At 43.8% G+C, this 1,875-nt stretch carries 1 protein-coding gene; it reads left to right on the top strand.

Features of this window, described 5'->3' with window-relative positions; all coding sequences use genetic code 11:
• The first annotated feature begins 77 nt into the window (after positions 1–77).
• The gene (locus ACFO4R_RS11950) at positions 78–1,853 is read left to right on the top strand and encodes an IS1634 family transposase (RefSeq protein ID WP_379789454.1); all 1,776 of its coding nucleotides are present in this window, start codon (positions 78–80) and stop codon (positions 1,851–1,853) included.
• The last annotated feature ends 22 nt before the right edge of the window (positions 1,854–1,875 follow it).

Raw genomic sequence — 1,875 nt, 5'->3', positions numbered from 1 at the left:
TTTTTATTCAAATATATTGTCCTGTTATGTCCTGTTATGATATAATGGAAGCAACACTTTGACAGGAGGAATAATCTATGTACGTTGCAGTAACCGGAAAAGGAAAATCTCGTGTGATCCAGCTTCGCGAAGATAAGCGAATCCCGGGTACAGGAAAAAAGAAAATCACGGTCATCGAAACCATTGGAAACTATGAAACATTACTCGCGCAAGACCCCGATGTCTTGGAAAAGTGGAAAGAAGAAGCCAAACGACGAACCCTTGAAAAGAAACTCTCCGAGGCTCCCGTTACCCTTACCTTACAGCATCGTAACATCCATCAAGCCCAAGATGCCTCTGCCTCCTTTCATTTTGGACACTGCCTCATCACACAGTTGTGGAAACAAATGAAACTGGATGCCTTTTTCGATCGTCATTGCGAGAAAAAGAACCAAAGTGCCATCAAAGAAGCCGTCCTTTCCCTCCTCTTACAACGTATGATGCATCCAAGCAGCGTACACTCTTCTTGGCAAAAACATACCAAACTTGCCGGGATGTCTGAAGTGGGATTAGATGTCTACTACCAAGCCTTAGATGTACTCGAACAACTCAAACAACCTTTAGAAGAACACTGTCATCGTTTCTTCCGAAAAGCCGTAGGAAGAACCAATCAATCGGTCTACTATGACGTAACCACCTATGCCTTCGAAAGTGTTCGACAAGGGGAACTTCGAAGGTTCGGCTTCTCCAAAGATCATAAACATCAAGAAGTCCAAGTCGTCATGGGATTGCTCATTGATGAGCACGCCATTCCCATAACCTTCACCTTGTTTCCCGGATGTACGATGGATCAAAAGACGATGAAAACATCCCTTCAAAACCTAAAAGACACCTATGGTCTTCACAAGGTTACAGTGATCGCAGACCGCGGTCTCAATGCCAAAGAAAACCTCTGCTACCTGCTCCAAGAAGGGCATGACTTCGCTCTCTCCTATACACTTAAAACATCCCCTGCAGCACTACAGGAGAGCGTTCTCTTAGAGCAAGGATGGAAAGACACCTATGATGGAGATCATCAACTTGTCTTTCGAGAAAAGGTCATCGACCAACATCTCCAAGTAAAGATCCCTCTTACCCGAGAAGAACAGGAATCCTTACCCAAAAAGAGGGGAAGAAAGCCGACCTACAAAACCGTGGAGATCCCCGTATCGATCCATGTAACATGGAGCGCTTCTCGTGCGCAAAAAGATCGAAGTGATCGTCTTCGTATGCTTGAAAAACTGCAAAAAGATCTGGAGAAACCCTATCTTCTAAAGAGCAGTCTCAAGAGAGGAAGAAACCAATATCTCTGTTTTGATTTGGCACAGACCCCTCTGAGTATCGATGAAGAAAAACTGCAAAGACAAGAACGTTGGGATGGATATTATGCCGTCATCACCAACAACAAACGTTATTGTACACAAGAGATCTGTGAGATGTATGCGGGACTGTGGCAGATCGAAGAAAGTTTTCGTATTCTAAAGACCGATCTTGCGGCAAGACCGGTGTATGTAAGAACGACTCCACACATCCAAGGACATTTCACACTGTGCTTTCTCGCTCTTTCTCTGATGCGTTATGCACAGTATCTATTCTTGAGAGAGAGACAGAAACGTGTCTCTGCTGCAGAGTTGATGCAAAGTTTTGAACAACCGACGGTATTGGTAAGTGGAGAGTATCCCAATTGTCTGTTGTTGCCGACGAATATTCCTCCTTTGTATTTAGAGTTTGCTGAACTTCTTTCCATGCCACCTTTGAAAACTGCTATGACCCTACAACAGTTCAAGACATCAACCAAGCTTGATATCAACATCAATCTGACCTCGAAGAAATAAGAGGACAAAAAAACAAAGAAAG

The organism is Filifactor villosus, assembly GCF_042652965.1.
GTDB classification, from domain to species: Bacteria; Bacillota; Clostridia; order Peptostreptococcales; family Filifactoraceae; genus Filifactor; species Filifactor villosus.
The sequence above is the reverse complement of the archived record's forward strand: the minus strand, read 5'-3'. Positions and strand labels throughout refer to the sequence as shown.

Excerpts from the sequence above, each read along its gene's own strand:
- ACFO4R_RS11950 (WP_379789454.1), top strand. The coding sequence starts at position 78 with ATGTACGTTGCAGTAACCGGAAAAGGAAAATCTCGTGTGATCCAGCTT.